The organism is Streptomyces rishiriensis, from assembly GCF_030815485.1.
GTDB lineage: Bacteria > Actinomycetota > Actinomycetes > Streptomycetales > Streptomycetaceae > Streptomyces > Streptomyces rishiriensis_A.
In genome coordinates, this window is the sequence record NZ_JAUSWV010000002.1 from 6,086,414 (window position 1) to 6,098,711 (window position 12,298).

The 12,298-nt window shown below is 72.2% G+C and carries 13 protein-coding genes; 7 read left to right on the forward strand and 6 right to left on the reverse strand.

Translation table 11 applies throughout. From position 1 onward, the window contains the following. Nucleotides 1-185: 185 nt before the first annotated feature. Both QF030_RS29730 and QF030_RS29735 read right to left on the reverse strand, forming a co-directional pair. Complete coding sequence (locus tag QF030_RS29730; protein WP_307165645.1) at nt 186-1,550, reverse strand: aspartate aminotransferase family protein; 1,365 nt, start codon at nt 1,548-1,550, stop codon at nt 186-188. Nucleotides 1,551-1,569: 19 nt separating this feature from the next. Continuing rightward, nucleotides 1,570-2,088 (reverse strand): Lrp/AsnC family transcriptional regulator, encoded by a 519-nt coding sequence (locus QF030_RS29735; protein WP_307165646.1) that lies wholly within the window; start codon nt 2,086-2,088, stop codon nt 1,570-1,572. 164 nt (nt 2,089-2,252) lie between these two features. On the opposite strand from QF030_RS29735, the gene QF030_RS29740 reads away from it, so the two are divergent. The 5 genes from QF030_RS29740 (at nt 2,253) to QF030_RS29760 (ending at nt 5,993) form a co-directional block, all read left to right on the forward strand. Further along, entirely contained in the window at nt 2,253-3,692 is a 1,440-nt protein-coding gene (locus tag QF030_RS29740) for a gamma-aminobutyraldehyde dehydrogenase (protein WP_307165647.1), read from the forward strand. Between the two features lie 304 nt (nt 3,693-3,996). Then, complete coding sequence (locus QF030_RS29745; protein ID WP_373428825.1) at nt 3,997-4,371, forward strand: sortase-dependent protein; 375 nt, start codon at nt 3,997-3,999, stop codon at nt 4,369-4,371. Continuing rightward, nucleotides 4,368-4,988, forward strand: a complete 621-nt coding sequence (locus QF030_RS29750) for a class F sortase (protein WP_307165648.1) — start codon at nt 4,368-4,370, stop codon at nt 4,986-4,988. Before QF030_RS29745 ends, QF030_RS29750 begins: the two co-directional genes overlap by 4 nt. Then, nucleotides 4,985-5,485: an RNA polymerase sigma factor gene (locus QF030_RS29755; protein WP_307165649.1), complete on the forward strand. Its 501-nt coding sequence runs from the start codon at nt 4,985-4,987 to the stop codon at nt 5,483-5,485. Before QF030_RS29750 ends, QF030_RS29755 begins: the two co-directional genes overlap by 4 nt. Continuing rightward, nucleotides 5,469-5,993 carry a hypothetical protein gene (locus tag QF030_RS29760; protein ID WP_307165651.1) on the forward strand — a complete coding sequence of 175 codons (525 nt, stop codon included), beginning with the start codon at nt 5,469-5,471 and terminating at the stop codon, nt 5,991-5,993. Before QF030_RS29755 ends, QF030_RS29760 begins: the two co-directional genes overlap by 17 nt. Nucleotides 5,994-6,006: 13 nt before the next feature. Here QF030_RS29760 and QF030_RS29765 read toward each other — a convergent pair whose 3' ends face one another. Beyond that, on the reverse strand, nt 6,007-7,188 hold the full coding sequence (locus QF030_RS29765; RefSeq protein WP_307165652.1) for a serine hydrolase domain-containing protein: 1,182 nt from the start codon (nt 7,186-7,188) through the stop codon (nt 6,007-6,009). Between the two features lie 347 nt (nt 7,189-7,535). Between QF030_RS29765 and QF030_RS29770 the strand changes: the two genes are divergently transcribed. Beyond that, nucleotides 7,536-9,227 (forward strand): RNA polymerase sigma factor, encoded by a 1,692-nt coding sequence (locus tag QF030_RS29770; protein WP_307165653.1) that lies wholly within the window; start codon nt 7,536-7,538, stop codon nt 9,225-9,227. Here QF030_RS29770 and QF030_RS29775 read toward each other — a convergent pair. Continuing rightward, a complete protein-coding gene (locus QF030_RS29775; RefSeq protein ID WP_307165654.1) occupies nt 9,209-9,568 on the reverse strand; it encodes a winged helix-turn-helix transcriptional regulator in 360 nt (119 codons plus the stop codon). The two genes, QF030_RS29770 and QF030_RS29775, sit on opposite strands and share 19 nt — an antisense overlap. A 123-nt stretch (nt 9,569-9,691) precedes the next feature. Here QF030_RS29775 and QF030_RS29780 point away from each other — a divergent pair, with 123 nt between their 5' ends. Continuing rightward, nucleotides 9,692-10,339 (forward strand): NADPH-dependent F420 reductase, encoded by a 648-nt coding sequence (locus QF030_RS29780; protein WP_307165655.1) that lies wholly within the window; start codon nt 9,692-9,694, stop codon nt 10,337-10,339. On the opposite strand, the gene QF030_RS29785 is transcribed toward QF030_RS29780, so the two are convergent. Both QF030_RS29785 and QF030_RS29790 read right to left on the reverse strand, forming a co-directional pair. Further along, nucleotides 10,296-11,000, reverse strand: coding sequence for a glycerophosphodiester phosphodiesterase (locus QF030_RS29785; RefSeq protein WP_307165656.1), 705 nt, complete (start codon nt 10,998-11,000; stop codon nt 10,296-10,298). The two genes, QF030_RS29780 and QF030_RS29785, sit on opposite strands and share 44 nt — an antisense overlap. Before the next feature lie 27 nt (nt 11,001-11,027). Continuing rightward, nucleotides 11,028-12,164: an adenosine deaminase gene (locus QF030_RS29790; protein ID WP_373428826.1), complete on the reverse strand. Its 1,137-nt coding sequence runs from the start codon at nt 12,162-12,164 to the stop codon at nt 11,028-11,030. Between the last annotated feature and the right edge of the window lie 134 nt (nt 12,165-12,298).

Here is a 12,298-nt window from a genome sequence, read left to right on the forward strand (position 1 = left end):
CCTCGGTTCAGATCTGTGGTTCCGTGCGCATCCCCCGTGCGGGGGAACGAAGGCAGGGCCGATCGGTCACTCGCACGCTAGGCAGCCAGGAGGGGAAGGCCGGACAGCACACGGCCCCGGGTCGCCGTTTCTCACTCGAACGGTCGACGCCGGGGCCGGTGTTGATCAGCTGATCAGGCTGACGATCAGAGCTTCGTCCACGCCTCCGTCAGCGTGGCGCGCAGGATCTGCTCGATCTCGTCGAAGGTCTCCTGGTTGGAGATCAGCGGCGGGGCGAGCTGGACGACCGGGTCGCCGCGGTCGTCGGCACGGCAGTAGAGGCCGTTGTCGTAGAGCGCCTTGGAGAGGAAGCCGTACAGGACGCGCTCGGTCTCCTCGTCGTTGAACGATTCCTTCGTCGCCTTGTCCTTCACCAGCTCGATGCCGTAGAAGAAGCCGTTGCCGCGGACGTCGCCGACGATCGGCAGGTCGTGCAGCTTCTCCAGGGTGGAGCGGAACGCGGCCTCGTTGTCGAGCACGTGCTGGTTGAGGTTCTCGCGCTCGAACAGGTCGAGGTTGGCGAGGCCCACCGCGGCCGACACGGGGTGGCCGCCGAAGGTGTAGCCGTGCAGGAAGGTGTTGTCGCCCTTGTAGAACGGCTCGGCCAGCTTGTCGCTGATGATGCAGGCGCCGATCGGGGAGTAGCCCGAGGTCATGCCCTTGGCGCAGGTGATCATGTCCGGGACGTAGCCGAACTTGTCGCAGGCGAACATCGTGCCGAGGCGGCCGAAGGCGCAGATGACCTCGTCCGAGACGAGCAGCACGTCGTACTGGTCGCAGATCTCGCGGACGCGCTGGAAGTAGCCGGGCGGGGGCGGGAAGCAGCCGCCGGCGTTCTGCACGGGCTCCAGGAAGACCGCGGCGACCGTGTCCGGACCCTCCATGAGGATCTGCTGCTCGATCTGGTCGGCGGCCCAGCGGCCGAAGGCCTCGGGGTCGTCGCCGAAGAGCGGGGCGCGGTAGATGTTGGTGTTCGGCACCTTGTGCGCGCCCGGCACGAGCGGCTCGAAGGGCGCCTTGAGGGCCGGCAGACCGGTGATGGACAGGGCGCCCTGCGGGGTGCCGTGGTAGGCGACCGCGCGGGAGATGACCTTGTACTTGGTCGGCTTGCCCTGCAGCTTGAAGTACTGCTTGGCGAGCTTCCAGGCGGTCTCGACGGCCTCGCCGCCACCGGTCGTGAAGAAGACCTTGTTCAGGTCGCCGGGCGCGTGGTCCGCGAGGCGCTCGGCGAGCTCCACGGCCTTCGGGTGGGCGTAGGACCACACCGGGAAGAAAGCCAGCTCCTGCGCCTGCTTGAACGCCGCCTCGGCGAGCTCCACGCGGCCGTGGCCGGCCTGGACCACGAACAGGCCCGCGAGGCCGTCGAGGTAGCGCCTGCCCTTGTCGTCGTAGATGTAGGTGCCCTCGCCCCGGACGATGGTCGGGACGGGGGAGTTCTCGTACGAGGACATGCGGGTGAAGTGCATCCACAGGTGGTCGTACGCGGTGCGGCTGAGGTCCTTGGTGCTCACGGTTATCGGGTCCTCACGGTTATCGGGTTCCCCACATGTAGGTCTGCTTCTTCAGCTTCAGGTAGACGAAGCTCTCGGTCGAGCGCACGCCCGGCAGGGCACGGATGCGTTTGTTGATGACGTCCAGCAGGTGGTCGTCGTCCTCGCAGACGATCTCGGCGAGGATGTCGAACGAGCCCGCGGTCATCACCACGTACTCGACTTCCGCCATGTCCGTCAGCGCGTCCGCGATGGCCTCGACATCGCCCTCGGCGTTGATCCCGACCATCGCCTGCCGGCGGAAGCCCACGGTCAGCGGGTCCGTGACGGCGACGATCTGCATCACGCCCTGGTCCAGCAGCTTCTGGACGCGCTGGCGCACGGCCGCCTCGGAGAGGCCGACCGCCTTGCCGATCGCGGCGTACGGCCGACGGCCGTCCTCCTGGAGCTGCTGGATGATGGCGAGGCTGACGGCATCCAGGTGAGGGGTGCTGCCGTTCCTGGACTCGCGGGAGTCCCTGTGCTCTGCGCTTCGACTGGCCACGGGCTCACTGTGCACGACGTATCGACAGTTCCGCAAGGTCGGGGCGATGAAATTCGTTGTTTACGTGTGAGAGATCTGCGGATTCCGCAGTCTCGACGGGATCAGGGGTGTTGAAAACGTCGAGGCAAGGATTACTGTGGGTGTCTCAGTCAATGGACACCGAACTTGGAGGGCCGGCAGTGAGCACCGAGCTGCGTCGTCTGCGCAATTACATCGACGGTGAGTTCCGGGACGCCGCCGACGGACGGACCACCGAGGTGGTCAACCCGGCGACGGGCGAGGCGTACGCGACCGCGCCGCTGTCCGGCCCGGCGGACGTCGACGCCGCGATGGCGGCCGCCGCCAAGGCGTTCCCCGGCTGGCGCGACACGACGCCCGCCGAGCGCCAGAAGGCCCTGCTGAAGATCGCGGACGCGTTCGAGGAGCGGGCCGAGGAACTCATCGCGGCCGAGGTGGAGAACACGGGCAAGCCGATCGGGCTGACCCGCTCCGAGGAGATCCCTCCCATGGTCGACCAGATCCGCTTCTTCGCGGGCGCGGCCCGGATGCTGGAGGGACGCAGCGCCGGCGAGTACATGGACGGGATGACCTCGATCGTCCGCCGCGAGCCGGTCGGCGTCTGCGCGCAGGTCGCGCCGTGGAACTACCCGATGATGATGGCCGTGTGGAAGTTCGCGCCGGCGATCGCGGCCGGCAACACCGTGGTGCTCAAGCCGTCCGACACCACGCCGGCCTCCACGGTCCTGATCGCCGAGATCGTCGGTTCGATCCTGCCCAAGGGCGTCTTCAACGTCGTCACGGGTGACCGCGACACCGGCCGGCTGATGGTCGAGCACCCGACCCCGGCGATGGCCTCCATCACCGGCTCGGTGCGCGCGGGCATGTCGGTCGCCGAGTCGGCGTCGAAGGACCTCAAGCGCGTTCACCTGGAGCTGGGCGGCAAGGCGCCGGTCGTCGTGTTCGAGGACACCGACATCGCCAAGGCCGTCGAGGACATCTCCGTGGCGGGCTTCTTCAACGCCGGCCAGGACTGCACGGCGGCCACTCGCGTCCTCGTCCAGGAGGGCATCCACGACGAGTTCGTGGCCGCGCTCGCGAAGGCCGCGGCGGAGGCGAAGACCGGGCAGCCGGACGACGAGGACGTGCTCTTCGGCCCGCTGAACAACCCCAACCAGCTCCAGCAGGTGTCCGGCTTCATCGAGCGGCTGCCCGCCCACGCCAAGGTCGAGTCGGGCGGACAGCGGGTCGGCGACAAGGGCTACTTCTACGCCGCGACCGTCGTGTCCGGGTTGAAGCAGGACGACGAGATCATCCAGAACGAGGTCTTCGGGCCGGTCATCACCGTCCAGTCCTTCACGGACGAGGACCAGGCGGTCGAGTGGGCCAACGGCGTCGAGTACGCCCTCGCCTCCTCGGTGTGGACCAAGGACCACGGCCGCGCGATGCGGATGTCCAAGAAGCTGGACTTCGGCTGCGTGTGGATCAACACCCACATCCCGCTGGTCGCCGAGATGCCCCACGGCGGCTTCAAGAAGTCCGGTTACGGCAAGGACCTGTCGGGCTACGGCTTCGACGACTACACGCGCATCAAGCACGTCATGACGTCCCTCGACGCGTAGCGCTCCGCTGGGCTGCGGGGGTCGTTGTGCGGCTGCGGCTGCGGCTACGGCGCGGCCGCGGTTGGCGGTGTTCGGGTGCGGGTCCGCTGTGGCTGGTCGCGCAGTTCCCCGCGCCCCTGCGTGGGGCGGCTGGGTGTGGGGTTTTTCGGCGCCCTCTGTCAGAGTTCGGCCCCTGGTTTGACCGGGGGCCGTTTCCTTCTGTGATCACCCCCCGCTACGGCTTTGCCATCTCTTTACAACCTGTTCCGGGGCTGTCTCGTCTCTTCGTCCGATCCGTCAACGGACCGATGAAGGAGAGCGATTCATGCGACTCATGCCGCGAACGGGCCTCGCCGCCCTGGTAGTTGCGGGCACCGCCCTGTTGGTGGGCGCGGCGCCCGCGCTGGCCGACGGCGGGACGCCGGCGCCCGTCCCCACCACCGCGGACCGGAGCGTGTCCCCGGCCCCCACCGAGGCGGGCGGCGACGCGACCCCGGTGCCGGCCCCGACCGAGGCCGGCACGGCTCCGTCCGCCGCTCCGAGCCAGGTCGGTGTCGTGCCGCGGGGTGGGGCCGACACCGGTGTCGGGGAGCCCTCCGAAGGACACGGCGGGCTGATCGGCGGCAGCGCGGCCGCGGTGCTCGCGGCCGCCGGCACGGGCTTCTACGTCGTACGGCGCCGGAGGGCGACCGGCGCATGAGTCCGCTCTCCAGGCGCGCCCTGATCCTGACGGCCCTGGCGGCGCCGCTGGTGGCCGGCTGCGCCGGCGACCCGGCGGAGCCTGCTGTTCCGGGCGCCGCCGCACGTACGCCGGGTACCTCCTCCGCCCCCTCCGTCCGGGCGGCGCGTCCCCTCGCGCGCTCGGTGCCGGTCGGGCTGCGGATTCCGGCTATCGGGGTCGACACCGAGGTCATGCGGCTGGGGCTGGCCGCCGACGGCAGCGTGCGGGTTCCCCCGGTCGAGGAACACGACCGCGCGGGATGGTACGAGAACTCGCCGACGCCGGGACAGACCGGGCCGTCGGTGATCCTCGCCCATGTCACGGTCGGCACGTACGGGGACGGTGTGTTCCGGCACCTCGACCGGCTGCGCCGGGGCGACCGGATCGGGGCGCGTCTGGAGAACGGCACGACGGCCGAGTTCGCCGTCACCGAGGTGACGACCGTCGAGAAGGCGGAGTTCCCGACCGAGGAGGTCTACGGGAACGTGGACCGGCCAGAACTGCGTCTCATCACGTGCGGCGGCCCGCGTTCCGGCGACGGATACCGCGACAACGTGATCGTCTTCGCCACCCTGACTCCCGCGGGAGAACGTTGAAACGGCCCGCTCGGTCCCGCGAGAGGGCGGCGTCCGAGTTGTTCGCCGCCCTCTACCCGCGCCTCGCCGGCTGGTGCCGGCGCCTCGTCGACGACGACGAGACGGCGCACGAGATCGCCTCGGAGGCGTTCACCCGGCTCTGGGCCCGCTGGACGGCCGTGGCGGAGCCCCAGGGCTTCCTCTTCGTCACCGCCGCCAACCTGGTCCGCGACCACTGGCGCAAGCTCGAACGCGAGCGCCGGGCGCTGCGCCGGGCCACCGTCGAGGCCGTCGTCGCCCCGTCCGCCGAGCCGGCCGACCCCTCGGTGCGGCTGCTCGTGCAGTCCCTGCCCGACCGGCTGCGCGTCCCGATCCTGCTGCACTACTACGCTGACATGCCGATCCGGGAGGTGGCCGTGCTGACCGGGCGCAAGGAAGGAACCGTCAAGGCCGACCTGCACGCGGCCCGCGAACTGCTCCGCGCCCACCTGAGGAGAAGCCTTGATCACACCCACTGACGACTTCGACGACGGCCCGGACCTCGACCCCGACGACCCTCTGACCGTCATCCTGGGCGCCGTCCCCGGCCATCTCGGCCCACCGCCCGGCCGCTACGAGGAGATCCGCCGCGGAGCCGTCCGCCGCCGGCTGCTGCGGACCGTCGTCGGGGTCGGCGCGACCTGCGGGATCGCCGCGTTCGCCGTGCTGCTGCCGCTGCACCTGACGGGGTCCGACGCGCCCGCGCGTCCCACCGTCCCGCTGGCCCCGCCGTCGGTGAGCGGTCCGCCGACCGTGCCGTCGCCGGCATCGTCGCCCTCGCCCGAGCCGGCCACCGAGCGCCCTACCGAGGGGGTCACGCCGGCCCCGGACCCGCGGACGTCGACTGCCCCCGTCGACACCGCTGTCCCGACCCCCGAACGCGGCCGCGGTCAGTCGCCGGAACCGACCACGGCCGGTGAGCCGAGCGGGTCGTCGTCGGCCCGGCCCACTCCCTCCGCGGAGCCGTCCGCGGTCTCGCGGGGGTGAGTCCGCCGGGCCGTCACTTGAGCGCGGCCATGGCGATGCGCTGGGCCACCGGGTTCATGTCCTGGCCCTTGGCGTCGGTGGAGTTGACCGAGTAGACGAGGGTGCGGCCGAGGTCGCGGGTGCCGGCGATCAGCGTGTTGTAGCCGTACCGGCCGCCCGACTTGAGCCAGTAGACCTTCCCCTCGTACGGGAAGCGCTGGAGCCCGGCGCTGTAGGTGGCGCCGTCGATGTGCGCCGGGACCGTGAACATCTCCCGCAGTTGGGGCCCGGGGACGAGGCGGCCCCGGAAGAGGGAGGTGAGGAGACGTTCCAGGTCCGCGGTCGTGGAGATCATGTCGCCGGCCGCGAACCGGTCCGACTGGTTCCACTCGGTGACGTCCACGAACTCCGTCGTCCCGTCGGCCCCCTTCACCGCTTGGTAGCCGCGGTTGTGCGGACCGGCGATGCGCGGCTCGGCGCCGGGGAAGTAGGTGTCCTTCATGCCCGCGGGCGCCAGGACCAGGCGGGTGGCCTCGGAGGCGTACGAGCGGCCGGTCACCTTCTCGATCAGCAGGCCCAGGATCGTGTAGTTGATGTTCAGGTAGTGCTGTTGCGCGCCCGGGCGGAACTCCGGCCCCTTCGCCGCCGCCGAGGCCGCGACCTGCTGCGGAGTGAGTGTGTCGAAGCGGTGCGCGTACACCTCCTCGAAGGAGTTGCCGAGGCCGTCGCCCGCCGGGATGCCGCTGGTGTGGTTGAGCAGCTGCCGTACGGTGACCGGCCGGAACCTCCCGCCGAGCAGCCCGGGCAGATAGTGCTGGATCGGCGTGTTCAGGTCGATCCGCCGCTCGGCCGCCAGGCGCAGGACGGCCGCCGCCGTCACCACCTTCGTCGTGGAACCGGCCCGGAAGCGGGCGTCGGGGTCGGCCGGCGAGGCGCTCGCCAGGTCGTGCACGCCCGCGCTCCCGCGCCAGGCGCCGTCGGTGCCGCCGACCCGGACGAGGGCGGCGGTCGCGTCCTGGTCGGGGAGTCCGGCGAGCGCGGCGGTCAGCGCTTCGGCGTCGGGGGCGGTCGCGGGGCGGGTCGGGGTCGAAGCCGGGGCCGCGGTGGAGGCCGGGGCCTGCGCAGGCGCCGCGGCGGCGGTCGCGGCCAGCGGGCCCGCGGTGAGGACGGCCACCAGGGAGGCGGCGAGGACGGCGGTGCGACGGCGAGCGTGCATACGGGGGCTCCAGAGGAAGGGGGCCGGAGGACTCGCCACGATCTTCCGCCGGTGCGCGCCCACCGCGGATCGTCGCCGAGGAGGGTGCCCGACCCTGGGGAAACCCTGAGCAACTTCTTTACGGAGTAGGTGAGTTACTCGGGTAGCCCCTTACGGGTGCCGTCCCGGACCCCATGGGTCCCGCTGCCGGACCGGGGGGGGTGGCCGGGGTCGCGGCCTGGGGCGGCCCGGTCGGCCCGGGCCGGTTCGCAGGGCGAAAAGTGTTATCCGGGTGCCGTCCCGGTCGTCTCCCTGGGTGTGATCTCCGACATTGCCCACAGCGGGGTCCCGGCTGAGAGGGTGCGGGCATGAGCACGTACGCCGAGGCCGGCCGGCACTGGCGCGCCACCATCGCCGACGCGCAGGCCGGCGACCGGCGGGCGCTGGACGAGTTGGTGGCGGGCTGGCTGCCGCTGGTCTACAACATCGTCGGCCGCGCCCTGAACGGCCACGCCGACGTCGACGACGTCGTGCAGGAGACCATGCTGCGCGCCGTCGACAACCTCGGCTCGCTGCGCGACCCCGACAGCTTCCGGTCCTGGCTGGTGGCGATCGCCGTGCGGCAGATCCGGGACCGCGCCCGCCGCAGGACGCCGCAGCGCCTGGCGGAGAGCGTACCCTCCGGCGAAGCCGCCGACTTCGCCGAACTCACCGTCCTCAGGTTGCAGTTGGAGGGCCAGCGCCGCGAGGTCGCGGAGGCGGCACGCTGGCTCGACGACGAGGACCGGCACCTGCTGTCCCTGTGGTGGCTGGAGGTCGCGGGCGAGCTCACCCGTCGCGAGCTGGCCGCGGCCGTCGGCATCAGCCGGCAGCACGCCGCCGTACGCGTCCAGCGGGTCAAGGAGCGTCTCGAGGTCTCCCGGGGCATCGTGCGCGCCCTCGACGGCGCCTGCTCCGACCTGCGCGGACTGACCGCCCGCTGGAACGGCCGGCCGGACTCCGTGTGGCGCAAGCGGCTGGCCCGGCACATCCGCGGCTGCGGCTACTGCGGCGACGCCCGCGAGTCCGTCGTACCGGCGGAACGGCTGCTCGTCGGGATCGCGCTGGTCCCGGTGCCGGCCGGGTTCACGATCTCCCTGGCCCTCGGCGGCAAGACGGCCGCCGCGGCCACCGGCACGGCCTCCGTCGGCTGGTCCGCGAAGGTGCTGACCGCGCTCACCAAGCCGGCCGTCGCGGTCACGGCCGGCGCGACACTCGCCGCGGGCGGCGCCTACGTCGTCGTACAGACCCCCGACGACCCGCCCGCCCGCGCGGCCGTCGTGCCCACGACGGCGAGCGTGGCCGCCGCACCGTCCTCCCCCGGCCCGTCCCCGTCCCGCTCCGGCGCGCCGTCGCCGTCCCCCTCGGCGTCGGCGAGCGAGCGCGGGACGGACCGGTACGGCAGCGTCGTCGACGCCGTCGACCGCGCGCCCGACCCGGACACACCGCCCGCCGCCCTGCCCGAGCGGCCCGCGTCCGGCGTCACCAGCACCGGCGGCGCGCACGCCACCATGAACCACCGCGGGGACGGCGTGACGCTCAGCGGCCGGGGATATGTCCTCGTGCGCTGGCAGATATCGCCGCAGTACCGGTCGGGCGCCCTGGCCATGCCGAGCTGGACGGGGCTGAAGGGCAAGCTCTTCCACGTGGCGTCGGGCGGCGGCCGTCGGATGGACGACCCGGTCAGCGCCACGGACACCACCGCCACCGGCATGGGCAGCGCGGCAACCGGCTACATCGTCCTGCCGTCCGGCACCCAGCAGATGTGGCAGAACGAGTACTTCTACCTCGCAGGCAGCGTCACCCTCACCGTGAACGAGCGGGGTGCCGACTACGGCCTCAACGTCTTCCCGACGACCTTCGACGCCGTGGAGAAGGACGTCACGAGCGGCCCCGGCCAGGGCGCCGGGCGCTACGGCCTGGTCCGTGACACCGGCGAGGACGACACACCGGTTCCGCAGTACGTCACCCGCGAGACGCCTGCCGACCCGGCGACGGTCCCTCAGGCCTCGCGCGTGTAGCGGTCCTGGGCCCGGGTCACCTCGTCCCCGTGGTCATGCGCCCAGGCGCCGAAGGCCTGGATCGGCGGGAGCAACGTCCGTCCCAGGGAGGTGAGTTCGTACTCCACCCGGGGCGGCGACCCGCCGTACGCCCGCCGCGTGACGAGCCCGTTGGACTCCAGCCGGCGCAGCGTCTGCGTCAGCACCTTCTGGCTGATCCCGCCGATGCGCGCCCGTAGCTCACCGGGGCGGCCGGGTCCGTCCTTGAGGGCCCAGATCACCACCGGGTTCCAGGTGTGGGAGACGAGGTCGAAGGCGAGCCGGGTCCTGCAGTCGGCGAGGAACGCGAGGTCGGTGTCCACGTACCGAATGGTGCCTGAACGCCTCCCTACTGTCGTGGGAGATCCATGGAACGCAGATCCGCGGAACGCACGTCCGCGGCTCGGGATCCATGGCCCGGAGATCCGTGGACAGGAGGAGGAGCCGTGCGCGTGGGGATTCTCGGTACGGGCGGTATGGCGGACGCGCTGGGCACGCAGTGGCGGCGGGCCGGTCACGAGGTGGTCGTCGGGGGCCGTTCGGGAGGGCTGCGGGAGGCGGCGGCGGCCGGGACGGACGCGGTGCTGCTCGCGGTGCCGTACGAGGCCGTGGTCGAGGTGGTCGGCGGGCTGCGGGAGGCCTTGCGCGGGCGGGTCCTGATCGACTGCACCAATCCGGTGGGCCGGGATTTCGGCCTGCTCACGGCGGGCGGCCCGTCGGCGGCCGAACGCATCGCCGCCGCCGCGCCGACCGCGCAAGTGGTGAAGGCCTTCAACCTGTGCCACGTCGACGTCTGGCGCCTGACCCCGCCCGTCTTCGACGGCCGCCCCCTGGCGGTCCCGCTGTGCGGGGACGACGACGCGGCCCTGTCGGTCGTACGCCGGCTCGTCCGCGATCTCGGCTGCGAGCCGCTGAACGCGGGGGGACTCGACAGGGCCGGTCTGCTGGAGGCGACGGCGGCGCTGCTGATCCGGCTGTGGCTCGGCGAGGGAGCGGACGCCCAGGCGATCTCGCCGCCGGCGTACGCGGCGGGGCCGTCCCCTTCCGGGGTCAGCTCCGCCCGCGCGGTCGGCCCCGCTCGCGCAGAGCCGTAAGCACCTCGATCCGGTTGGTGGTGATGGAGTCGACGCCCAGGTCGATGAGCCGGCGCATGGAACGGCGGGTGTCGGGGGTCCAGACGGAGAGCAGGTGACCGCCGTGGCGGACGCGGGCGGCCAGGTCCCGGTCCACCAGGGAGAAACGGTAGTTGAGCCAGCGCGGCTTCACCGCGTCGAGCAGCGCGGGCCGCGGAGGCGCCAGGCTGGTGCAGGTCAGGGCGATCTCGGCGGACGGATCGGCGGCGCGCACGGCCAGCATCGCCGTGGCGTCGGCGCAGTAGTAGACCCGGTCCGCCGCCCCGGCCTCACGGACGGCGTCGACGATCCGCCGTGCCGTGCGCACCTCCCGCGTCCCCGGCAGATCGAGCATCAGCCGGCTGCCGTCGGTGGCCGCGAGCGCCTCCTCGAGGGTCGGCACCGCGCCGGCCGTCAGCCCGCGCACCTCGGCGGCGGACAGCGACAGCAGCGGCCGGTCCTGCTCCCACAGCCGCTTCAGCGTGGCGTCGTGCAGCAGTACGGGCACACCGTCCCGGGTGAGCCGTACGTCGAGCTCGACGGCGTCCGCGCCCAGGGCGAGCGCGGAACGCAGCGAGTCGACGGTGTTCTCACGGAAGCGGTAGGGGTCGCCGCGATGGGCCACGGCAGTCACGTTGCGCATGGGGCCCATTGTGGCGGCCGCCGGTCCTCAGGGGGCGAGCCGGTCCGTCGTGTAGGCGTCGATCTCGGCCCTGATACGCGCCTTGCCGACCTCGTCCAGGAAGGACGCGTCGACCGCGTTCTTGGCGAGGGCGGCGAGACCCCGCTCGTCGAGATCGAGGAGGCGGGCGGCGACCGCGTACTCGTTGTCGAGGTCGGTGCCGAACATGGGCGGGTCGTCGGAGTTGATCGTGACCAGGACACCGGCCCGCACGAACTCCTTGATCGGGTGCTCGTCCAGGGTGCGGACCGCGCGCGTGGCGATGTTCGAGGTCGGGCACACCTCCAGGGCGATGCGGTGCTCGGCGAGGTGCGCGAGCAGCTTCTCGTCCTGCGCGGAACTGGTGCCGTGCCCGATGCGCTCGGCGCGCAGGTGGGTCAGCGCGTCCCACACCGTCTGCGGTCCGGTGGTCTCGCCGGCGTGCGGCACCGACCGCAGCCCGGCGGCGATGGCCCGGTCGAAGTAGGGCTTGAACTGCGGGCGGGGTACGCCGATCTCGGGCCCGCCGAGCCCGAAGGAGACCAGGCCCTCGGGCCGGATCCGGTCGTCGGTGGCGAGCCGCGTCGTCTCCTCGGCGGCCTCCAGGCCGGCCTCGCCGGGGATGTCGAAGCACCAGCGCAGCACGGTGCCGAACTCCGCCTCGGCCGCCTTGCGGGCGTCCTCGATAGCGTCCATGAAGGCGAGTTCGTCGATGCCGCGCCGGGTCGAGGAGAACGGGGTGATGGTCAGCTCGGCGTACCGCACCTGCTGACGGGCCAGGTCCCGGGCGACCTCGTACGTCAGCAGCCGGACGTCCTCCGGAGTGCGGATGAGGTCCACGACGGACAGGTACACGTCGATGAAGTGGGCGAAGTCGGTGAACGTGAAGTAGTCGACCAGGGCCTCGGGGTCGGTGGGCACCTTGGAGTCGGGGTGCCGGGCGGCCAGCTCGGAGACGATGCGGGGGGAGGCGGAACCGACGTGGTGGACGTGCAGTTCGGCCTTGGGGAGCCCGGCGATGAAGGCGTGCACGTCACGGGCGCCGGACGCGGCGGCCGCGGTGGGACCGGCGGGCGCACCGGAGACGGGGGAGCCGGGGGCGGGGGAGCCCGGGGCTGCGGCGGATGCGTCGAAGCGGTCGGTCATGGGGTCCTCCCCGGGACGGCGCCCCGGGCCGAGCGGGCCGGACGGGACGCGGGTGATCGGCTGATCGATGACTCGGGATCATCGTAGGCGGAGCGGTCCCGGAGAAGGCCGTCGGCCTCGGCCGCGGCACGGGC